This is a genomic window from Emticicia sp. MM (genome assembly GCF_001649495.1).
This window is the reverse complement of the sequence record NZ_LXHX01000066.1, coordinates 20,462-43,282: the sequence shown is the minus strand read 5'-3', so window position 1 is coordinate 43,282 and position 22,821 is coordinate 20,462. Positions and strand designations below refer to the sequence as shown.

Annotated in this window: 16 protein-coding genes and 1 pseudogene; 10 read left to right on the top strand and 7 right to left on the bottom strand. The window is 37.5% G+C overall.

All coding sequences use genetic code 11. The features are described 5' to 3' along the window. From A6M55_RS08270 to A6M55_RS08240, 7 genes and pseudogenes are all read left to right on the top strand, one after another. A pseudogene (locus tag A6M55_RS08270) lies at positions 1-704 on the top strand (F0F1 ATP synthase subunit beta); the annotation flags it as partial. A 78-nt stretch (positions 705-782) separates the two neighbouring features. Further along, complete coding sequence (gene atpC, locus A6M55_RS08265) at positions 783-1,025, top strand: ATP synthase F1 subunit epsilon (protein ID WP_015028834.1); 243 nt, start codon at positions 783-785, stop codon at positions 1,023-1,025. A gap of 164 nt (positions 1,026-1,189) precedes the next feature. Beyond that, entirely contained in the window at positions 1,190-2,176 is a 987-nt protein-coding gene (gene moaA / locus A6M55_RS08260; protein WP_064197198.1) for a GTP 3',8-cyclase MoaA, read from the top strand. A 77-nt stretch (positions 2,177-2,253) separates the two neighbouring features. Next, positions 2,254-2,697 (top strand): peptidylprolyl isomerase, encoded by a 444-nt coding sequence (locus A6M55_RS08255; RefSeq protein WP_041693483.1) that lies wholly within the window; start codon positions 2,254-2,256, stop codon positions 2,695-2,697. 125 nt (positions 2,698-2,822) lie between these two features. Next, positions 2,823-5,201: a M1 family metallopeptidase gene (locus tag A6M55_RS08250; protein WP_064197197.1), complete on the top strand. Its 2,379-nt coding sequence runs from the start codon at positions 2,823-2,825 to the stop codon at positions 5,199-5,201. Beyond that, entirely contained in the window at positions 5,185-6,096 is a 912-nt protein-coding gene (locus A6M55_RS08245) for a crotonase/enoyl-CoA hydratase family protein (protein ID WP_229235495.1), read from the top strand. Before A6M55_RS08250 ends, A6M55_RS08245 begins: the two co-directional genes overlap by 17 nt. A 217-nt stretch (positions 6,097-6,313) precedes the next feature. Further along, complete coding sequence (locus tag A6M55_RS08240) at positions 6,314-7,516, top strand: pyridoxal phosphate-dependent aminotransferase (RefSeq protein ID WP_015028839.1); 1,203 nt, start codon at positions 6,314-6,316, stop codon at positions 7,514-7,516. A gap of 53 nt (positions 7,517-7,569) precedes the next feature. Here A6M55_RS08240 and A6M55_RS08235 read toward each other — a convergent pair whose 3' ends face one another. Further along, on the bottom strand, positions 7,570-8,133 hold the full coding sequence (locus A6M55_RS08235; RefSeq protein WP_015028840.1) for an N-acetyltransferase: 564 nt from the start codon (positions 8,131-8,133) through the stop codon (positions 7,570-7,572). A gap of 200 nt (positions 8,134-8,333) precedes the next feature. Here A6M55_RS08235 and A6M55_RS08230 point away from each other — a divergent pair, with 200 nt between their 5' ends. Beyond that, positions 8,334-9,515: a lactonase family protein gene (locus A6M55_RS08230; protein WP_064197195.1), complete on the top strand. Its 1,182-nt coding sequence runs from the start codon at positions 8,334-8,336 to the stop codon at positions 9,513-9,515. Between the two features lie 173 nt (positions 9,516-9,688). On the opposite strand, the gene A6M55_RS08225 is transcribed toward A6M55_RS08230, so the two are convergent. From A6M55_RS08225 to A6M55_RS08210, 4 genes are all read right to left on the bottom strand, one after another. Next, positions 9,689-11,773, bottom strand: a complete 2,085-nt coding sequence (locus A6M55_RS08225; RefSeq protein WP_064197202.1) for a TonB-dependent receptor — start codon at positions 11,771-11,773, stop codon at positions 9,689-9,691. A 19-nt stretch (positions 11,774-11,792) separates the two neighbouring features. Continuing rightward, positions 11,793-13,862, bottom strand: coding sequence for a ComEC/Rec2 family competence protein (locus A6M55_RS08220; RefSeq protein WP_015028843.1), 2,070 nt, complete (start codon positions 13,860-13,862; stop codon positions 11,793-11,795). Continuing rightward, the gene (locus tag A6M55_RS08215; RefSeq protein WP_015028844.1) at positions 13,859-15,151 is read right to left on the bottom strand and encodes an acetylxylan esterase; all 1,293 of its coding nucleotides are present in this window, start codon (positions 15,149-15,151) and stop codon (positions 13,859-13,861) included. Before A6M55_RS08215 ends, A6M55_RS08220 begins: the two co-directional genes overlap by 4 nt. 77 nt (positions 15,152-15,228) lie before the next feature. Continuing rightward, positions 15,229-15,942: a GDSL-type esterase/lipase family protein gene (locus A6M55_RS08210; protein ID WP_064197201.1), complete on the bottom strand. Its 714-nt coding sequence runs from the start codon at positions 15,940-15,942 to the stop codon at positions 15,229-15,231. A 171-nt stretch (positions 15,943-16,113) separates the two neighbouring features. On the opposite strand from A6M55_RS08210, the gene A6M55_RS08205 reads away from it, so the two are divergent. Beyond that, positions 16,114-17,316 carry an anhydro-N-acetylmuramic acid kinase gene (locus tag A6M55_RS08205; protein WP_064197194.1) on the top strand — a complete coding sequence of 401 codons (1,203 nt, stop codon included), beginning with the start codon at positions 16,114-16,116 and terminating at the stop codon, positions 17,314-17,316. A gap of 45 nt (positions 17,317-17,361) precedes the next feature. Continuing rightward, positions 17,362-19,257 (top strand): 3-coathanger stack domain-containing protein, encoded by a 1,896-nt coding sequence (locus A6M55_RS08200; RefSeq protein ID WP_064197193.1) that lies wholly within the window; start codon positions 17,362-17,364, stop codon positions 19,255-19,257. Between the two features lie 68 nt (positions 19,258-19,325). On the opposite strand, the gene A6M55_RS08195 is transcribed toward A6M55_RS08200, so the two are convergent. Together A6M55_RS08195 and A6M55_RS17565 are read right to left on the bottom strand one after the other, a co-directional pair. Further along, positions 19,326-21,935, bottom strand: a complete 2,610-nt coding sequence (locus A6M55_RS08195) for a phosphoenolpyruvate carboxylase (RefSeq protein ID WP_015028848.1) — start codon at positions 21,933-21,935, stop codon at positions 19,326-19,328. A gap of 270 nt (positions 21,936-22,205) precedes the next feature. Continuing rightward, complete coding sequence (locus tag A6M55_RS17565) at positions 22,206-22,757, bottom strand: AraC family transcriptional regulator (protein WP_064197192.1); 552 nt, start codon at positions 22,755-22,757, stop codon at positions 22,206-22,208. Positions 22,758-22,821 lie beyond the last annotated feature (64 nt).

Below are 22,821 nucleotides of genomic sequence, written 5' to 3'. Positions count from 1 at the left end.
GTAAAGGTCGTGATATCCTTTTCTTTATAGATAATATCTTCCGTTTTACACAAGCAGGTTCTGAGGTATCAGCCCTTTTAGGTCGTATGCCTTCTGCCGTAGGTTACCAACCAACATTGGCAACTGAAATGGGTGCTATGCAAGAGCGTATCGCTTCTACTAAGCGTGGTTCTATCACTTCAGTACAGGCCGTTTACGTACCTGCCGATGACTTGACTGACCCTGCTCCAGCAACAACCTTCGCTCACTTAGATGCAACAACTGTATTGAGCCGTAAGATTGCTGAGTTAGGTATCTATCCTGCCGTTGACCCTCTTGATTCATCTTCACGTATCCTTTCTGCTGATGTATTAGGAGATGCACACTATAACTGTGCTCAACGTGTGAAAAATATCTTACAACGCTATAAAGAGCTTCAAGATATCATCGCTATCCTTGGTTTGGAAGAACTTTCAGAAGAAGATAGATTGACAGTATCACGTGCACGTCGTGTACAACGTTTCTTGTCTCAACCATTCTTCGTAGCTGAGCAGTTTACAGGTTTGAAAGGTGTATTGGTTGATATCAACGATACAATCAAAGGCTTTAACCAAATCATTGATGGTCTTTATGACCACCTTCCAGAGGCAGCCTTCAACTTAGTTGGTACTATTGAAGATGCAGTAGCTAAGGGTGAGAGATTGATTGCAGAAGCTTCTAAATAAATTAAGAGTTAAGAATTAAGAATGTAGAATTTTCAAACCATTCTTAATTCTACATTCTACATTCTTAATTACAAAGAAATGAACTTAGAAATAATTACTCCTGATAAGAAAGTTTACGCTGGTGTAGTTGACGCGGTTACATTACCGGGGACAAACGGTGGATTTCAAATTTTGAAAGACCACGCACCAATTGTAAGTACACTTGCCAAAGGAAACTTGGTTATCGACATTAACGGTAAAAAAGAAACATTCCTTGTTGATGGTGGTGTAGTTGAAGCAGCTAAGAATAAAGTTTTAGTTTTGGCTGAATCGGTTGCTTAAAACCTTTTTTTATAGATACTCAAAAGAGGCATAGAGAAATCTGTGCCTCTTTTGGTTTTATGGGCGAAAAGAGAGTATATTTACTCAGATAAAAGGCAATACCTTCATTAATTTTGAACCTCAAAGAATATTATTAGGTTATTAGAATATATTATATCGATTGAATGCTCATAGATAATCACGGAAGACCTATTAATTACTTGCGATTGGCTGTAACTGACCGCTGTAATTTGCGTTGCTTTTATTGTATGCCAGAAGAAGGAATACAATATTTGCCAAAGCCGCATTTATTGAGCTACGAAGAGATGCTTCGTCTTTGCCGAATTTTGGCTGAAATGGGCATCAGCAAAGTCAGAATTACGGGCGGAGAGCCATTCGTTCGTAGAGATATTATTCCTTTTCTGTGGAAATTATCAGAAATTGAAGGTATTGAGAAGATAAATATTACGACCAATGGCGTACTTACAGCACCATTAGTGCCAGAGTTAAAGCAAATAGGCATTAGTTCGGTTAATCTTAGTCTTGATTCGCTCGACCGCCAACGGTTCTTCGAAATTACTCGCCGTGATGAATTTCCGAAGGTTTGGGCTACTCTTGAAGCTCTTTTAGCACACGATATTCCCGTTAAAGTCAATACAGTAGTAATGGCTGGTAAAAATGATGCTGATATTTTATCAATGGTTGAGTTGGCTCGTAACCAAAATGTATCGGTGCGTTTTATTGAAGAAATGCCTTTTAACGGCGAAGGTCTTCGCCCCGAACAAATGGAGTTTTGGAGTTATCGACGAATCATTGATTTAATTCGCTCAGAACATCCTGAACTTTACAAGTTACAAGACGAACCTAATTCTACGTCATATAATTATCATATTCCGAATTTTAAAGGAACGGTGGGTGTAATTGCAGCATTTAGTCGAACTTTTTGTGGCACTTGTAACCGCATTCGTGTAACGCCTACGGGCAGCTTCCGAACTTGTTTGTACGATGATGGTGTTTTCAACGTAAGAGATTTCATGCGTCAGAAATTATCAGATGAAGAAATCAAACAGCGAATTTATGATGCTTTACAAAATCGTGCAAAAGATGGTTTTGAGGCCGAAAATCGCAGGTCTGGTGCCATTTCAGAGTCGATGACTACGATTGGTGGTTAATATCAACGAAAGAAATTGATGATAGAATGCATATTAAATTTAGAATAAAACTTTACCAAATATCAAATTTATAGTTTATGTTAAAAGCAGAAATGGTTACCGATAAAGGTACAATGACAATTGAGTTTTACGAACAAGACGCTCCAATTACAGTAAATAACTTTGTTACATTGGCAAAAAAAGGTTTTTATGATGGCCTAATTTTCCACCGTGTGATTCCAAACTTCATGATTCAAGGTGGTGACCCAACAGGTACAGGTGCTGGTGGCCCCGGTTATACAATTCCGTGTGAATTAACAGGTAATAATCAATACCATGATAAGGGAGTACTTTCAATGGCTCACCGTGGACGTAATACTGGTGGTTCGCAGTTTTTTATTTGTCATAATCGCTCAAATACTCAACATTTAGACCGTAATCATACTTGTTTCGGTAAAGTTGTTGAAGGATTGGAAGTGGTTGATGCAATTCGTCAAGGAGATAAGATTCAGAAAGTAACAATCATTGAAACTGAAGCGTAATTCAGACTAATATTAGCAATAAAAGCTGCTCAGAAACTTGTTTTTGAGCAGCTTTTTCTTTTTCCACCATCAAAAACAATTATTTCTTTCTATCTTCGCAAAAAATCAAACTTCATCGTTTTTATATGAAAAAACTATCCATCTTTACTATCCTAAGCCTAAGTTGTGCTTTGGTAGTTGAGGCACAAAGACCAGCCGCAACTACAGAGTATAACGCTAATACTCGATTTGAGCAAATGGGCACTGCTCTTCCAACTCCTAATACATTCCGCACAGCAGCGGGTAGCCCCGGAAAAGACTACTGGCAACAAAAAGCAGATTACGACATTAAAGCAGAATTAGATGACACGAAACAATCTATTTCAGCTACCGAAAAAATTACTTACACCAATAATGCCCCAGAAGAACTACGTTATTTGTGGCTTCAACTCGACCAAAATCTTTTTGCTAAAGGTTCGATGGGTTCAAATATTGGCCAATCGGCTATTAATCCTGCCAATGGAGCAAGTTTTAATACTTTATCGAATATGACAGGAGCTAATGCCAAAGATTATGGTTTTAAAATTTCAGCTGTAAAAGATGCTCTTGGAAAAGATTTGAGATATACCATCAACGAAACCATGATGCGTGTAGATTTACCAACACCTTTAGCAAAAGGTATGGCTTTTACGCTACAAGTTGATTGGAAGTTTAATATCGTAGATTTGAAAGGAAGTGGTGCAAGAAGTGGTTACGAGCTTTTCCCGAAAGATGGAAATGTTTTATATGAAATTGCTCAGTGGTTTCCACGCATGGCCGTGTATGATGATGTAAATGGTTGGCAAAACAAGCAATTTTTAGGTCAAGGTGAGTTTACACTTCCATTTGGTGATTATAAAGTAGCCTTGACAGTGCCAAACGATATGGTTGTTGGTGCAACTGGCGAACTTCAAAATGTGAAAGAAGTTCTAACTCCCACACAAATCAAGCGTTGGGAACAAGCCAAAAACACGAAAAATCCAATTGCAATCGTAACGCAAGAAGAAGCTGAAGCTGCTGAAAAAGGTAAGCCGACTGGCAAGAAAACTTGGGTTTATGCCGCAAAAAATGTGCGTGACTTTGCTTTTGCAGCTTCTCGCAAATTTATCTGGGATGCCATGCAAGTTGATGTAGAAGGTAAAAAAGTTTGGGCGATGTCGCTTTATCCAAAAGAAGCGAATCCACTTTGGGGACAATATTCTACTCGTTTAGTGGCTCATACGCTTACAAGTTATTCGAAGCGTACGATTCCTTATCCGTACCCAGTTGCGTATTCGGTGCATGGCTCGGTTGGAGGTATGGAATACCCAATGATGAGTTTCAATGGGGCAAGACCTGAACCAGATGGAACTTACTCTGAAGCAACGAAAAACTTCTTGATTTTAGTTGTTATTCACGAAGTTGGACATAACTTTTTCCCGATGATTGTGAACTCTGACGAACGTCAATGGTCGTGGATGGATGAAGGTTTAAACTCATTCTTGGAAGGTTTAGCTTGTTTGGAATGGGACAGAAACTTCCCAGCAACTGGTATTGAGCCTCAATATATTACGGGCTATATGAAAACCGACCCAACTAAGCAGAACTCAATTATGAGTAGCTCAGATAATATTTTACCGGGAACATTTGGACCAAATGCTTATTCGAAACCAGCAACGGGTTTAAATATCTTGCGAGAAACAGTGATGGGGCGTGAATTATTTGATTACGCATTTAAAGAATATGCACGTCGTTGGGCATTTAAGCATCCAACGCCAGCCGATTTCTTCCGTACAATGGAAGATGCATCGGGTGTTGACCTAGATTGGTTCTGGAAAGGATGGTTCTATGGTGTTGAACCCGCTGACCAAGCTATTGCTAATGTAGAATGGTATAGTATTGATAGTCAAGACCCTACTAAGGTAAAAGCAACAGCTAAAGCGGATGCAGATGCTAAAGCACAAACACTAAGTAATATCCGAAACAAAACTGATATCAAAGAAACAGTTGTGGAGGCTGACCCAACCATGAGAGATTTCTACAATAGTTATGATAAGTATGCAGTAAGTGATGCCGATAAGAAAAAGTATGAACAATATTTATCTACTTTAAGTGAAGAAGATAGAAAGCTTGTAGAAGAAGGTAAAAACTTCTATGTGGTAAGTTTGAAAAACAAAGGTGGGTTGGTAATGCCTGTAATTATCAGAATGGAATTTGAAGATGGTACACACGAAGATGTAAGAATCCCAGCGGAAGTTTGGCGTTTGAATGATAAAGATGTAAAGAAGACTCTCGTTACAACAAAAAAAGTTGCCAAATTCAAACTTGACCCTTATCACGAAATTCCAGATATTGATACTTCTGATAATGCGTTTCCGAAAGAACCTGAGCAACCAACAAAATTCCAAGCCTTTAAGCAAAGAAGTTTTGGTGGTGGTTCAAACCCAATGCAAGAAGCATTGAAAAACAAACCAGCAGGAACTCAGACAAGTGGAGAGAAGAAGTAAGGAAAATAGATATATTTTCTTAATTTTAACGGTGAAGTCAATCAACTGGCTTCACCGTTTTTTATTATCATTCAACAACAAAATCATCATGCAGACGCTTCAACTAATCATAGAAAACAACATTGCTCGTGTAACTATCAATCGACCAGAAAAAGCCAACGCTCTCAACCAAACAGCATGGGACGAAACAAAAGAAGTTTTTGAAAGCCTTGACGAAAACCCTGAAGTAAGAGTAATTGTGCTTGAAGGAGGAGAAAGCAAACACTTTTGTGCAGGGATAGATTTGAGTTTATTGATGTCGGTTTCTCAAACAAATATCGCTTGTGATGCCCGTCGGCGTGAGCGTGTACGTAAAGATGTATTGCGTTTACAGGCACCGATTGATGCTATTGAAAATTGCTCAAAACCAGTTTTGGCGGCCATTCATGGTGGTTGTATTGGTGGAGGAATAGATTTAATCTGTGCCTGTGATATGCGTTATTGTACAGATGATGCCTATTTTACTATCAAAGAAATAGATATGGGAATGGTGGCAGATTTGGGCACTTTACAGCGTTTACCAAAGATTATTGGCGATGGTTTGGTGAGAGAAATGGCCTACACAGGCAGAAATGTTGAAGGAAAAGAGGCTGAGAAAATCGGTATAGTCAATCGCTCGTTTACTGATAAAGAATCAATGATGAGAGAAGTGATGAAAATAGCGGCAATGATTGCCTCTAAATCACCCTTATCTATTCGTGGGACTAAACATATTTTACTTCACACTCGCGATCACTCTGTGGCGGATGGGCTGAATTATATGGCCACTTGGAATGCGGCTATGCTACTTTCAAATGATTTAAAAGAAGCTTTCTCTGCAAAGTTAGAAAAGCGTAATACAAATTTTGAAGATTGAGTAAAACTGCCTAATTTTAATATTATGGATACTTAGTTGTGCAATAGAATTGGAAAATTTCAATAAAACCGAAAGAAAATTAGCTTTTTTTTAAGGAAATAGCTCATTTATTCTAAAAAAGTTGGCTTTTCAATTGGAAAGGCTGTAATTTTGCACCCGAATTTGAGCAAATGCCTAATTCTTCAATTTTATTATCAAAATTTTACATCTAAGTATCATGTCTGCATTAAATTTAGTTGCCGACAGAATCAATGCGTTGGAAGAATCAGCCACGCTTGGTATGTCGAAAAAGTCTCGTGAATTAGCGGCACAGGGACACAAAGTAATCAATCTCTCCGTTGGAGAACCTGATTTCAAAACCCCAAAACACATCTGCGAAGCTGCCAAAGCAGCTATCGACGCTGGTTTTCACCACTACACTCCTGTAGCAGGTATTCCTGAACTACGAAAGGCTATTGCAGACAAGCTTAAACGTGAGAATAACATTGATTGGAAACCTGAAAACATCGTAATCTCTACTGGTGCAAAACATTCTTTGGCCAATGTGATTCAATGTTTGGTTAATCCAGGAGATGAAGTAGTAATTTTGGCTCCATACTGGGTAAGTTACTCAGAAATGGTGAAATTGGCAGACGGCAAATCGGTAATTGTTGATGGTGCTTTTGAAAATGATTTCAAAGTAACTCCAGCACAATTAGAAGCAGCTATTACAGAGCGTACGAAAATTGTAATGTATGCTTCTCCAAACAACCCAACGGGTTCGGTGTATAGCGAGGCAGAATTGAGAGCATTAGCGGCAGTAATCGAAAAACACGAAAATGTGTTTGTCTTAGCTGATGAAATCTACGAATATATCAACTTTACAGATGAAGGCCATTTCAGCATGGGGTCTATTCCAGCATTGAAAGACCGTGTAATTACAGTAAATGGTTTTGCTAAAGGTTTTGCCATGACTGGCTGGCGTTTAGGATATATTGCCGCAGCAAAATGGATTGCTGATGCCGTAGAAAAACTTCAAGGACAAGTTACATCAGGTACCAACTCTATCGCTCAACGTGCAGCAGTTGTTGCATGGGATGATACAGCGGCAGCTGAATCAATGAAATTGGCGTACTTACGTCGTCGTGATTTAGTGGTTGGTTTATTAAGAGAAATTCCAGGTTTTAAAGTAAATATGCCAGATGGTGCATTTTATGCATTTCCTGATGTAAGTTATTATTTCGGAAAATCTGATGGAAACGTAACCATCAAAGATGCTGACCAATTGTGTATGTGGTTGCTCGAAACAGCTCACGTAGCACTTGTTGGTGGTGGTTCGTTTGGTGCTCCAAATTGCTTACGTTTATCAACCGCTGCCTCTGATGAAGCTCTGACAGAAGCGGTAGCAAGAGTGAAAGCAGCTTTGGCAACATTGAAATAAGGAGATTTATGTTTAAGGAAGACTTCGCTTAGAGCGAAGCCTTCCTTATTATATCAACCCCTCCAATCCCAAACCACAACTCTCCAAACTTCGCCTAAGGCTTCATCATGAAAATCTTTTACTGGGATAAAACCCACACGGGCGTGAGCCTTCAATGAACGTGTATTATTCGTTGAAATATCGGTTACGCACATTTCAAATTTTGCAGCTAATTCTTCTCGGAGTTTCTGATACATTCCATCAAAGAAGCCCATACTTCGGTAGCCCTCTCCCACACAAACTTGCCCCATAACTACATAATTAAAATCTTTTAGCTTTTGTTCGTCGTAATCGATTTCATCAATAGCCTCGAATAAGGTCTTTAGTTCTGGAACACCGTTTTTAAATTCTGGCAACATAGCTAAGCAATAAGCCACAACTGTATCTCCATCTTTCACGATAACACTTGGTTGGGCATCGTTCATAGCCTTCAATACGGCATATTCGTGCTCTACCGTTACAAATCCTTGACTTTGAATTTGTTCGGGTGTGAGATTCTTCTTTAAGTTTTTTTGTTGGAGGGCTAAAATTCCCCTTACGTCCTCGTCACTGCTAACGGTTGTAATGATTGGATTCATTGAAGTACTGACGTTTGATTAAAGCTCGAAATTAAAGTTCTTTATCAATGAATTAAAGGATTTACTACATTGAATTTTATGCACCATAATTAAAGGAAAAAATTTCGCTTATTTACTCATAATCATATTCGAGTATTCGTAGAAAACTTCCTATTATTCATCTATCTTTGGGCATTGTTTAACACTACGTCAATCAATTCATGAACTTCAAAAATATTATCTCAGGCTTACTTTGTAGCTTTTTTCTTTGCCCACAAATAGGTATCTCACAAAATACGGCTGAACAATACCTCTTGGTTGGAACCTACACTCGCAAAAATAGCGAAGGAATTTACGTCTATAAATTTAATTTAAATACGGGCGACTTCAGTCGTGTTAGTGTAGCTTCGGGCATTAAAAATCCATCTTTTTTAGCTGTTTCTCCTAATCAAAAATTTGTTTATGCAGTTTCAGAAATCAGCGATGGGATAGTCTATTCGTACAGTTTCGATAAAAATACGGGTATGCTCACAAACCTAAATACGCAGTCGGCTGGTGGGGCAGACCCTTGCCATATTAGTGTCGATAAAACAGGAAAATGGGTTTTAGTTGGTAATTATTCGGGAGGAAATTTATCTATTTTACCAGTAGAGCCGAATGGTTCGCTTAGTGCTGCAAGTCAAACAATTAATCATTCTGGAAGTGGACCCAATAAAGGTAGACAAGAAAAACCACACGTTCATTCGGTGAATATTTCTCCGAATAATCGAGATGTTTTTGTGCCAGATTTAGGAATAGATAAAATCATGACCTATAGCCTAAACGCACAAAATGGTAAATTAGTAGAAGGAAAACCAGCGTTTACGAAAGTGGCTGATGGTTCGGGGCCTCGCCATTTTACGATTCATCCCAACGGAAAATTTGTCTATGTGATTCAAGAACTAAGTAGCACCGTTACAGCCTTTAATTATGTTTCAGGAAAACTATCTCCTATTCAGACAATTACTACGCTTGCGAAGGATTTTAAATATAAAAACAAGAGTTTTTGTGCTGATATTCATATCTCGCCCGATGGGAAGTTTTTATATGGCTCAAATCGTTTTGTAGATGCAGGAAATAAAAACGGCATTTTTGCTCCTAATAATACTACTGATACAATAGTTATATATAGTATTGACCCCAAAACAGGTAAACTGACTTACATTGGAAATGAACCAGTTTTAGGAAAAATACCTCGTAATTTTATGATTACACCCAACGGAAAATTTGTTTTGGTAGCCAATCAAGAGACAGATAACATCACGATTTTTAATAGAGATGCCAAAACAGGAAAATTATCGCCAACTGGTAAACAAATTGAAGTTCCTGTACCGGTTTGTTTGAAGATGATTGATGTGAAATAATTTAGTAGGACAAGTTTCTAAGTTGTTTTGATATTTGACAAGTTAAAAACTTGTCCTACAAGAAGGATTGCATGGAGCAGTTAATTTGAAAAAAAATCAGTTTTAGCTAAAACTAACTTGTAGCTAGCTAAAACCGATTTTAAAATAACAAGTTGGAAACTTGTGCTACAACCTTACAAAAATAAACTTAAACTCGCACCAAATTGCCAATTTCTCGGCATGGCCGCATTAAAGAAACGATTACCAACCGCATTGATGTCGTTTCCGAGGCTATATACTTCATTTAGTAGATTATCGCCAGCGGTATAAATATTCAAACCAACTCGTTTGAAACTCTTACGAAAACCAATTCTGGCATTTAATAGTTTATAGCTATTTGCATAAACGGTATTGGCATCATTGAGAGGCATTCTATCTGTAAAGTTAAAGGTAGAATTTAGGTAAACGCCAATTTTTGTTTGTAAATCTAAGCCCGAAACCCATACTTGGCGTGGCACGCCCGTAAGTGCATTTCCCGATAAGTCGGTTTTGAGTTGTAAGTAATTCTTGAAGCTATAATCATTGAAAGTATAGCTCGTGAAAAGGCGTAATTCTTGAATAAATTCTTTATCAACATGCTTGATAATAAAGCTATTCAGTGATAATTCAAGTCCATTTTGAAGCGTGCTTCCTGCGTTTGTAAAAATCTCTCTTCCTGCATTATCAGTTCTTCGAACGATTGTATTTTTTAAGCGAAACGAATACGCCGTAACATCAAAATTAATTCGCTTGTTAAATAAATTTCCCCGTGTACCGATTTCGTAGTTAATGCCCTTTTCGGGTGCGAGCGATGGGACAAACGAACTAGTTTGGTAGCCACTGATATATTCTGTAACGGTTGGCGGTGAAAAACCACTGCTAACACTCGCAAAAATTGAGATTTTATCTTGTATATTCTTCAAAAGGGCAATTCTTGGTAAAAATGCCGCAGGTAATAACTCGGAAATCGGCTTGATTTTCGGAGCATCCGATAGACGAGTAAAATCATACTTGAAACGATTATAGCTACCGCCAATTGTCAGAATAAAGTTTTGTGGCAAATCGGTTTCCAACTGGCCAAACAAGAAATAATTCCAAGCGGCTACGTTATCATTGGTTTGTAGGGTATCAATTACTCCTGCTTTATTCCCAAAATTGCGAATCACCCAAGCTGACTTTTGTAGTTCACCACCAACTGTAAAACGATTTTTGAGTTGCCCCAAATCAAAAACATAATTCATGCGTGTACGACCACCAAAAGTTTGTTCATTACGAATTTCATAATTAGTAATAAATGGATTACGTAGCTCCGAAATTGTTCCATAAACACTCGTTACGTTTGTCCAATGAGAATTAAGGTGGTATTCTTGCGAAACACCAATATTGAATAATTTCTGATAAATTCCTGCTTTTTGTTGAATCGGACTTGGTAAAGTAGCAGTGGCCAAACGAGCCTGACTTGGGTCTTTTTCGAACTGTGCTTGTGTAAGTCCACCGGGCGTTTGGTAATGAATATCAGAATAAAGTGTTGAAATATTTAAGGTTTTCTTATCTGACACGAAATAACTTGAACGCCAGCTAAGAACATCTCGCACCATTGCACTGTTTTGTCGATATCCATCAGATTGGGCGTGGGCATAGCTCAAAACACTATTGACTTTCGCCGAAGCCACATTCCAAGCAAGATTACGATTTTGTAAACCATAACTGCCATAAGCTATGCTAGAAGTGAGATAATTGGTGCTTTCTTTCTTGCCTTCTGCCTTGCTTCCACCAAGCAGGATTACACCGCCAGTTCCTGCCCCATAAACACTTCCTGCGGGTCCTTTGATTACCTCAATATTACTGATAGTATTCATATCAATGGCATTTAAAAAGGTATTGCCATTACCATCAGTTAGCGGAATATCATTCCAGTAAACTTTTACATTACGCACCCCAAAAGGCGAACGAAGCGAACTTCCACGAATGGCTAAACGATAGCTTCCTGGCGAGCGTTCTTCCATGCGTACTCCCGCTAAGGTATTAAAAACGGGTACAAGTGTAGTATTTTCAAATCGTTGTATGTCTTTGATTGTCAGTAAATTAACTGAGGCAGCGGTTTCGATTAACTTTCTTTCTGATTCAAAGCCTCGAACAATAACTTCATTGAGTTGCTTTGTGGAATCTGCTTCTTGGGCAAAACTATTGAGAGCAATAAAACTGAAAATAAGAATATTTGAAAAGTAGAATTTAAGCATTTGTTTATTTAAAATGTAATTATTCATTAATTGAAAAAGCTCCAGTATCGTAGAGCGAAATTAAGTTAAGGTGTAAACTATCGGCTTGGTGCTTGAGGTTTTCAACCACATAACGTTTGTTGGAGTCATCAACAATAATTAACCCTGTTTGAAAATTTGTAAAAGAAGGATTCAACTTTCGAATGGCATTGTTTGAAAGCAAAACATAATCAGCATTTCCTTGCAATTTTCCATTAAACTTCTGCTGTAACCATAAGATTTTCTTTCCTTCAAAATCTAAATAAGTGATACCTTGTTTATTTGTATACTGGTTTGAAGCCAATTTGTTTTCATTTACAACTCCAGATTTGTCATAATAGTTTTTCAAATGGAAATCATGTGTTTTTTCGCTATTAAGTAAAGTTGTATCGGCAATGAATGTAGCTGATTTGCCATCAATAATACTAATACCCGATTTTTTAGGAATAAAATGAAAAGTGAGGCTTTTTTGTTTACTCTGTAAATAATCTTGACTGATGTTAAAACACGTTAGAACAAAGACGAGAGCTAAACTTATGCGTAGATATTTGAATTCTAATCGAAGAAAGAAAAATACGATTAGTAAAATTATGGCATAAATGAGAATTACTTCGGTAAAGGAAATAGAAAAGCCTTTTAAAGTAGCAAAGGGTAGTTTTTCAAACAAAAAGATACTTTTATTAAGAAAAACCAACGAATGTTTTAGAATAAAGCCAAATACAGTACCTAAAAATGGCACTTTCGCCAAAATTAGCAATGCTAAACCCGCGGGTAAAACAGCAAACGAGAAAAATGCTACAAACGGATTGGCAATTAAAAAATAAGTCGGAAACTGATGAAAATAATAGACACTCAAAGGAAATGTAAATAATTGTGCTGCAAAACAGACACAAGTGCCTTCCCAAAGACTTCTAATAATTGGGTTATTGGGCGATAATAATTGATATAAATAAGGATGCAAGAAAACAATGCCAATAATAGCCAGGTATGAAAGCTGAAAACCTACATCTATCAACCAAAATGGGTTCCAACAAAGCAATAAAAGAGCTGAGATTGCAAGTGTATTATAGATATTTTGTCGGCGGCCAATTGCTGTTCCGATTTGAATGAATGAAAACATGACCGTTGCTCGAAGAACAGTAGAAGAAAGCCCTGTGAAAATAGCGTATCCCCAGAGAATACCAATGACAAGTACAGTGAAGATTTGTTTGCCGAACTTGCCACGCTTTTTTATCCAGCCTAGCATCCAACCAAGAAATAAAAACAAAATTCCCACGTGCATACCCGAAACTGATAAAACGTGGATGGCTCCAGAGGCTGAGTAAGCATCAAGAAGGTCGTTGTCAATATCATCTCGTAAACCTGCCACCATTGCACTCGCAACGCCATATTCGTTCGGTGTTTCAATGCGTGCCTTGAAAACGCTATCGGCATATTGATTGGCTTTATACGAAAACTCCAAAAGTTTTGAAGGAGCCTGATGCCCAATTTTTTCATATTCTTGTCCCCACAAAAAATGGTGCGTATAAATACCTTTGTATTGTAGAAACTTTCGGTAGTCAAATTCTTCAGGGTTTTTTGGTGCTTCTACTTCACGAGGCATATTTTTTATTAGAAAAACATCGCCATATTGTGGTTTTTCAGACGCTTGTTTGTTGAAATAAAGAAGTGTTTTCCCAGTTGCTTTTATCCATTGACCATTTACTTTGATGGCATTTATTTCAGCTTCTACCTTAAAAGTTTTAGGCTTAGTTTCAGAATTACCAATAATAGTTGCTTGATAATGACTAAACTGAGGAAGATTTATGAAATGGTTTGGCTGATTGCTTGCTGTTTTGAAATGCGTAAGACTCCAACCAGCCAAAAAGATAATTGCCATTAATGCACTTCCGCGAACCACAGGCTGGCGGAAGCGTATCGAAAGACCAAAAATTAGCATCAAAAAGCCAATCAAGTAGTAGATAATTTCTGTTGGAAAAGAAATAGCATAGGAGTCGGTTTGGAGATAAACCGTAATTCCTAAAATGAAAAATAGTAAATATCTAACTACTGGAAAAGCGTTGAATTTCATTTCTTGATTAATTTATCTAATAACCAATTATGGATAATCTCATTTTCTTCAGGGAAAGTCCAATGACCTGTTTCTTGGTATAATTTCAATTCTTTGGGTGAGGAAATTGAATTATAGGCCGCCCACATCGAAGTTGGTGGACAAGTTTCATCATTGAATCCCATTGAATAAATGCACGGAACTTTAAGATTTTTGGCAAAATTTACTACATCATAGTAAGCCGCAGTCTTAATTTTAGCTTCGGTATTGTGATGCGGATTATTTTTATCAAAAATATGCGGCCAACCACCCGCACGACCTTTCAAATACCCAACCATGTCTGACATGGCAGGGTAAGTTGGAGCCGCCCACTTCACACGAGAATCGAGAGCCGCTGTAACAATTGATAAAGCTCCTCCTTGACTTCCACCCGTTACGGCCAAGTTTGTCCCATCAAATTGGGGTAAACTTACCAAAAAATCGTTGGCACGCACACAGCCTAAAAATACTTTTTTATAGTAATATTGGTCACGGTTATCTAAGTTATATGTCCAATAACCGCTAAGTGCCGCTGCTCCTAAGTCGGTATAAACACTGGCATCCAAAGTTACAGGAACACCATGAATACCAATTTCTAAAGTAATAACTCCTTTTTCGGCAGTTCTCACATCTCCTGAATACGGACGCACACCCGCACCCGGTACACGCAATAAGGCTGGATATTTTCCTTCCTTTTTCGGCATACACAAAATTCCGTATAAACGAGTAGTACCACCTTCTTTATAATTTTGAAGATTTAGGTGGTAAACATTTACTGTTTCGGTGCATCGTTCGGGCAGCAAAGTCATTTTTGCGTCCATAGGTACTTTGGCGAGATTTGCTTTCGCCTTATTCCAAAACTCATTAAAATCGCTTGGCATTTCAACTGCTGGTTGAATTTTTTCGGGCTCAAAGGCAGCTGTTGCTAAATTTCGGTATTCTTTTCCATCTACTTTGGCAATAACCGTACAGCGTAAAAAGCCCGAAGTTGTCATTGTTCCGCCATCAAGTTTTATTACGCCATCTTTCAAAACTGTACTATCTTTTTTGGTTTCAAACTTTTCTGGCCCAATTTGATAGATAATTTTGGTGTTTTTTAGAGGATTTCCCCATTTCGATACCGTTACCGAAAACGTAACTTTTTCACCGATTTTATATGTCCAATCTTCATGGTCTGGTGCAACCATAACTTTTATCATTTGGGTAGAAGGTTGTGCAAATGTTAGGCTACTTAGCAGCAGAAAAGATAGAATATAGAAGAGTTTTTTCATTGCAAATATGATTTTAGGGTTGAATATTTTTGGAAAATTGAGTGGCTTCGACTACGCTCAGCCACCCATTTTCCACTTTATTTAATCAAATATGGTCTGATAATTTTTGTCCATTCAGCATAGCCTGCGGGCTTCATGTGAAGGCTATCGCCCACGAAATAATCGCCATTGATGCTTCCATTCGGACGATACATGGCAGGACGAATATCAATGTAAGTAAAGTTTTTATGTTTTTTGATATACTCTTCTATCATAGCATCAGCTTTAGCTACTTTCGGCCAATCAGCTTTTCTTGAAATAGATGGTTTCATAGAAATATAATAAATCTTGGCCTTTGGTAAACGATTTTGGATTAATGTAGCCAATTCAGCGAAGTTATCGAATACTTGCTCGGGGGTACGTTGTGGTTTACCAATAAATAGGTCATTTTCGCAGTAAAGTACAATGTTTTTAGGTTTATACGGCACAAGCATTCGTTCGGCATAATAAGTCATTTCTGGAAAAGTAGAAGCACCAAAACCATGATTAATGACCGAAAGTGGAGTAAAATCTTCTTTTAGGGTTTTCCAAAGTCTAATACTTGAGCTTCCGTAGAAAACCGTTTGTCCTTGTAGTTTTTCAAGGCCAATTTCTGCATCTTTTTTCTCATAATTTACAATTTCATTTTCGAGTCGGTCGATTTTATAATCTACTTCATCGGGAGGGGCTATGGGTATGTGCGTAAGTGTTCGCTGACAAGCAACTGCAAGAGCTAATAACGCTGAAAAAAAGAATAAAGATTTTTTTGTCATTTTTTGAATAGGGTTGAATAATTGATAACCAAAAATAGTAAAAACTCGTTTTAAAGATTTAATAACCTCTACAAAGTTATTAAATCGGGAATTTGTTAATTCTGTGTAAATCTCGCAAATCTTTTTAATCAAGGCTAAAAACCTTAGCTTTGTGTTCAAAATATAGACATAATGAACCAAAATATCGACAAACTTTATAGAATAGCACAAAAGAAAGAACGCCTAATAATTGGCTTAATGTCAGGCACTTCAATGGATGGGCTTGATGTAGCTTTATGTAAATTTCGAGGAAGTGGTGGCGATACTGAGGTAAGTGTGATTGGCTTTGAGACGATTGGTTTTGATGAGGAAGTAAAAGATGAAATTCGACAAGTTTTTGCCAAGCCAACCATAAGTTTTCTACAATTATGTGTATTGAACCCGTGGATTGGCAACCTTCACGCCGATATTATTAATAAATGTTTGAAAAAATGGAATATTTCACCCAATGAGGTTGATTTAATCGCTAGTCACGGACAAACAGTTTTTCATGCACCAAGGATTCTCCATAAAATTGAGAAATTCCCTAACGCTACACTTCAAATTGGTGATGGAGACCACATTGCAGTGAAAACAGGTATCATTACATTTTCAGATTTTCGCCAAAAACATTGTGCAGCAGGTGGCGAAGGAGCTCCTTTAGCGGTTTATGGTGACTATCTTATTTTTTCTAAGCGAAATGAAAATCGTATTCTCCTGAATATGGGTGGGATTTCCAATTTTACTTATTTGGCAGGAAATCTTGATGCAAACGAGGTATTTGCTACTGATACTGGGCCTGGAAATACGTTGATTGACGCTTACATGAAGAAACATTTGAACCTACCTTATGATAAAGATGCTAAGGTAGCCAGTAGAGGAACGATAAATCGAATGTTGTTGGATGAATTAAAAAGAGATGATTTTTTTGCTAAGCCATTCCCTAAAACGACTGGCCCTGAGTTATTTAACCTCGAATATTTGAAAAATGCACAAGATAAAAGTAATACACTTGGGCTTTCGCACGAAGATATTTTGGCAACATTATGTAGGTTTTCGGCTGAAACAATTGCTGAGGCAATCTTACGAATGATGGAGTCTAAAACTTTGAAAGATGTGAGTGTCTATGCAAGTGGTGGAGGGGTCCATAATCCACTAATTATGAGCAGTTTAAAAGGGTTATTGCCTAGTTTTGAATTCCTGAAAACAGACGATTTAGGTATTGCGGGCGATGCAAAAGAAGCGGTTCTATTTGCTACTTTGGCCAATGAGGCAGTTTCGGGGGGGAATACCAATTTCGGTACTCGCAAGGGCGTTCCAAGCATAAACATGGGTAAAGTTTCGTTTCCATACTAAATATTATTTCACCAAATTTGTATGTTTTAGTATTAATTAAGTTTTATGAATTACAAATTACTATTATCCATTCTACTTTTTGTATTAGTTAAAAATGGATTTGCTCAAATCACCATCACTCATCCTTTTGAGCGAATGGTTTATCAAAGAAATAATTCGAATCAAGCAAAAATTAACATCGCTGGAAATTATTACTCTGCTATTGACCGAGTCGATGCTCGTGTAGTGAGTATTACAGGAGGTAACACAACTGCTTGGACAACCATACAATCGAACCCAAGTAATGGTTATTTTTATGGTACAATTACCGCTACGGGTGGGTGGTATAGATTAGAGGTTAACGCTTATCGAAATAATACCTTAGTTGATTCAAAAAGTATTCAAAAATTAGGTATTGGTGAAGTTTTTGCTATTGCGGGTCAATCAAATGCACAAGGTGGGGCTGGGGTGAGCACGCCCGCAAGTGATGATAGAGTAAATACGGTAAATTATAGTAATAACCTAACAGATTATAATCGTTTACCTATTGGGTTTTCAAAAATGGAAGGCGACTCTTGTAAAATTGGCCCCTTTCATTATGTTCCATGGGCTTGGGGAAAACTAGGCGACTTATTAGCAAGTAAACTAGGCGTACCTGTTTTATTTTATGGTGCTGGGCATGGTGGAACTTCTAGCAATGATTGGAGTAAATCATCACAAGGCTTGCCTTATGATGGAGAAAGTTGGAAACGTCAAGATTTAGGAGCCCCTTATCGTGCTTTAGAAAATAGTGTGGCTTATTATGGGAGTTTAACAGGTTTAAGAGCAGTTTTATGGCATCAAGGTGAGAGTGACCCCGAGACATTTTTTTTACCTTACTATGAAAATGTAAGAAATGTTATTAATAAAAGTCGAGAAAATGCCGAACATACAAGTTTAGCATGGGTAGTAGCAAGGGTTTCAAGAAATCCTGAGCCGCACGACGGGCCTATACTTGGTCAAAATACATTAATCTCAGGCTTTCAGGTTGGTGGAGGTGATTATTATCCACCCGTGCCCTACGTATTTGCTGGGCCAAATACCGATAATATCAACGGTTCTACTTATAGAACCGATGGTATTCACTTTGATACCTACGCAGGTCAGATAGAATTTGCCAATGCTTGGAATTCCACCCTCGATAATACCTTTTTTACGAGCTCAATACCAATGATGGCCTCAGCATTATTGCCAGTTTCTTTAACTTGCAATAATTCTACGCCAGCTACCCCAATTACTTTAAGTGTGACAGGTGGTTTTAATAAATATGCTTGGTCGAATAGACAAAATACTGTGCAAGAGTCAATAGGTTTTAATTATAATGGTTGTTGTCAATATACGAACATTCCACCAGTTGGATATGAAAACCTTAATTGGCGTACTTTGGATAGTACTTCTATAACAACGGGCACCGCTGCAAGATATGCCGCCAATGTTAGAAAAAGCTCTAAAAAAGTGTTCTTTAGCCCTGTAATTGATTTATCAGCATTTACTTTACCAACGAGCCCAGCCTTTAGTAGTTCGGCAACGCAAGTACGTCCAAACGATAGTTTAGTATTAACAGGCTCTAATTGTAATGGAACCTTTTTATGGTCAACAGGTGCAACCACTAATCCGCTCACCTTTGTTCCAAGCACTACTAATAGTTATACCGTTCAGTGTAAAACACTCTATTGTATTAGTGCTGCTACTTCACCGCAAACGATTACCGTATCATCTTGTTTTCCAGATAACTTGAACTTAAACGGAACGGTCAGTAGTGCAGAATCGCCATACTCAAGCCAACAATCAATACAAAGTAATCAGATTATACAATTGAGTGGAAAAATAAACTATACTGCAGCCAAGAAAGTAGAACTACGGCCGGGTTTTGAGGCTAAATCTGGGACTGTATTTCAAGCAATGATTTCGGGGTGTAATTAACTAGAAGGATTTAAAGCAAAAAAGCTCCTTTCAAATGGAAAGGAGCTTTTTTGTTTACGCAATATTTTTTATGCTGAGTTTCGACTCGCATTGATATTACCAAATAGAGAGCGAGTAACCATTTTTTCGTAAACTAACTTTAGTTTCTCGTCTTTAGTCTCTTCTATTCTTTGCAAAGCATATTGCTGAATCGTTAGTAAAGGCAATACAATGTGCTCACGATAATTGATTGACATCTTACCTAAAGTTTCATTTGCCATCAATTCGCTTTGCCCCGAAACTAAAAGCATATTCTTTACAGAAAGTAAATATTCTTCATACAAGATATTCCAAAACGCACCATATTCTGGGTCGTTTTTCATGTATTTGGTCAATGGGAAATAGGTTTTAGTTAAAGCCATCATACTATTTTCCATCAATGTCTTGAAATATAGCGAGCTTTGATAGAGCGATTTCAAATCTTCTAAACGACCTTCCTCGATAACTTTTTGCATAGCAGAGCCAAATCCAAAATATCCTGGAACATTCTGCTTTAATTGACTCCACGAACCAACAAACGGAATGGCTCGGAGGTCAGAAAGCATAAGTTTCTTTCCAGAACTTCGTTTACTTGGACGGCTACCAATATTGGTTAAACCATAATATTTAAGTGGACTTTTGTTTTCGAGGTAAGAAACAAAAAGTGGGTGTTCTTTAAGTTCGAAATATTTTCTTACACCCTCTTCTGCTAATTCATCAATTAATACACGCTCTTTTTTGTCTAAAATTGACCTATCATCGTGGAATACATCATTGATGATACCTGCGGAAATCAACTGTTCGAAATTATACATCGCTTGTGGGCGAGAGCCGTACATTGAAGTAATGGTTTGGCCTTGAATTGTCACCTGTATTTCATTATTGGCGATAGTTGGCCCTTGCGAAGCATAAAATTGGTGTGTTTTTCCACCGCCACGAGCTGGAGGCCCACCACGACCATCGAAGAACATTACTTCTATTTGATTTTTCTTCGATACTCTCGAAAGCTTTTCTTTCGCTTGGTAGATTTCCCAGTTTGCTTTTACGTATCCTCCATCTTTCGTGCCATCAGAGAAACCAAGCATAATCGTTTGATGATTTTTGCGGTGTTCTAAATGAGCCTTGTAGAATGGTAATTGATATAAAGCCGACATGGTTGATTGGGCATTATCTAAACCTTCGATGGTCTCGAAAAGAGGCATTACATCAACATTAACCTCTGAAGGTGTGATACCGCAGAATCTGAAAAGAGCCAAAACTTCTAACACCGAGAACATTGAAGTAGAGTTACTGATGATATATCGGTGACAAGCTTTCTCGCCATTGAGGGTTTGAATTTCTTTGATTGCTTTTACTGTTTTGAAGGTATCCTTAGTAAGCGGGTCTTCAAAATCATCTTCATTGATTAGTAACTCATGCTCTGTCAAGAAATGAAGTTTTTCTGCGTGAGTCCATTCAGAATAAGGCTTTGGAGAAATGGCATATTTTTGGTTGATTTCATCCATTACTTTTTCATGAATACTACTATCTTGACGAATATCTAAGCTCGCAAAATGTAGTCCGAATAGCTTTACTTGTTGGATAAATCTATCAAAAAGGTCTAAGAAAATAGAATTATGCTTCGTAATGAGCAAATCACGAACTTCATATAGCGATGCAAGGAGTTCTTCGAGCGTGAGGTCATTTTTCAGGCCATTCATATTCGTGTGAATACGATTACTGATTTGTGTCAGTAGTGGCATGATACCTTTGAGTGTCAGGCGGCGACAAACAATCTTGAAATCGTTGTAATAACACTTCAAAATGCTTGAACGCAATTCTTGAGCTACTTTCTTAGAAATGTCGGCCGTCACAAATGGATTGCCGTCGCGGTCGCCACCGGGCCAAAAACCTAATTCAAGTACAGGGCTAAATTCTGATTCTTCAGTTTGTAAATAATTATTGATTTTCTGATGAATCTCACCAATAACTTGATAATAAACGTGACGAAGATAAAAAATGATACTTTGGGCTTCTTCAAGCGGTGTAGGCTTTTGCTCGTTGATAAAAGGTGTTTTACCAAGCTGTTGCAGTAAAGCATCAATACCATTGATATCATTTTTAGGTATCAACTCTTCCAAATCTTGAATAATACGCAACACACTATTTGGGTAAAATTGCGTAGGGTGAGCCGTAAATACTACACGAACCTTGAAGTTTTTGAGTTTTTGCTTTACTTCTTCAATTTTATTTTGCTGAATCGCCAATTCGAAGGTGCTTTGGAGCGTTCCCTTTCCATTAATCGGCGTAAGTTTCTCAAAAGCAGAATCTTCAATACTATCAAATAATACAACCTGACGCTCAATGTAAGTAATGAAGCGGAAAAGAAGGTCTATTCTTTCCTTTTCGTCTTTGATAGTGGTGTATTGATTGAAGAATAAATTGATGATTTCTTTAGGGTCTTTACCTTGTTCAAAACCAGTTTCCGATAAATCATGAAGGAATGGCATTAATTGACCAATCTTTGCCATCTTATCGTAAGGGAGCCTCGAAAAAAGCGTGTTGAATACAAGATATTTGTTGTGAATCTCTTGTGTAAAAACCGATTCGATTGAATTTTTAGGCATTCTTGTGCAAGTATTAAGGTTTTGTGTAGCAAAATACGCAAAAACATACTGCATTTTGATGGATTAGCCGAATAAACTTTGGATTTTCTTGGAAAAATTAAAATTTTTCAAAACAAATAACAAATAATGAAAAAACGTATTCGAGATTCCGCAAGCTTAGAAGATGTTGCTGTTTAATACATAGCCAATGGGTAGGTTTTTATGACTATTACCAACCATATTATTTAGGAAGTTTTTCCTATAATTTGCGGGTGTCGTTTGAGTATATTTCTTGAAGGTCTTAATGAAGTGATTATGGTTATTGAAGTCGCAAGAAAAACAATGTCAGCAATATTTGTTTCGATACATTGGAGAAGTTTTTTTTGCCAAGTCAATTCGTTTTTGGTTGACATACTCAACTGGCGAAATACCGAATTGTTGTTTGAAACATCTGTAAAAGTTAGGTTCGCTCATACAAGCTTTTTCGCTTAGTTCCTTGACAGATAGTGTGCGATGTAGGTTTTCGTGTATGTATTTTACTGCGTAAGCAAGGCGATTAGTATTGATATTTTGTTGAAAATTTTCAAGTAAAATAGTTCTTGCTTTGGTTTGCATGAGCCTGATTATCAGTTCTTTCAAAACCAAATCGGCAAATACATCTTTTGCTTTATTATTTTCAGTAAAAATATAAATTAGATGAGAAATGAGGTGATTAATACCAATATCGTTAGTTAAAAAGAAATTCGATTCCGAAAATGACCAACCATTTTTATCATCAATCAATGGAAATTGCTCGTTTAGTTCATCAGTAACTCTTTTAATTTGTGGTTGAGAAATGGCTAAGGCTAGGCACTGAGTAGGATTATCTTCTTGGGCTTCTGGAAAATCTATTTCCACGAGTTAGTGGCTTGGTACAATCAACGATTCGCCCGGAAAAAATCAAAAGAGGGTAAATCAGTAA